We start from the raw sequence: 464 nt of genomic DNA on the forward strand, positions 1-464 counted from the left end.
TCGTCGTGGGTGATGATCTCGACGATGTCGTAGCTGCCGGTCGGGGTGCCGATGGTGGTGCGCAGGATCTTGTCACCAGGTGCCAAGCCCACCAGGCAGCTCCGGTCCGCGGTGATCGGATCGGTGAAGGTACCGGTCCTGCTGTCCGGCAACGGTTTACCCGTGTCGGGTGGTTGCCGGTGGATTTTGGCACGCACCCTCGCGAGCCCGGCGGTGAAGTCGGGCCCGACGTCGGGCAGTTTGTTGACGCGTTTCGGGTGCGGTGGGGCACCGGGGGCGGCGTTGCGCCGCCACCAGCAGCGTCCCGCGAGGGGTCCGTCGCGGTAGATGCCGGTGGTGTACTGGCCGAGGCGGTCGCCGACCATCCGGTTGTGTTTCGGACACGCCGGGGCGAGGTCGTCGATGTTGGTCAACCCGCCCTTCGCGTAATCGAGGGTGGCGTGGTGGATTTCCGAATGCGCGGC

The 464-nt window shown here is 67.7% G+C and carries 1 pseudogene; it reads right to left on the minus strand.

Going from position 1 to position 464, the window contains the following annotated elements:
- Positions 1–464, minus strand: a pseudogene (locus ACLQ3C_RS21530) (HNH endonuclease); the annotation flags it as partial.

This window comes from Gordonia sp. DT30 (assembly GCF_049844915.1).
In the GTDB taxonomy this organism is placed as follows: domain Bacteria; phylum Actinomycetota; class Actinomycetes; order Mycobacteriales; family Mycobacteriaceae; genus Gordonia.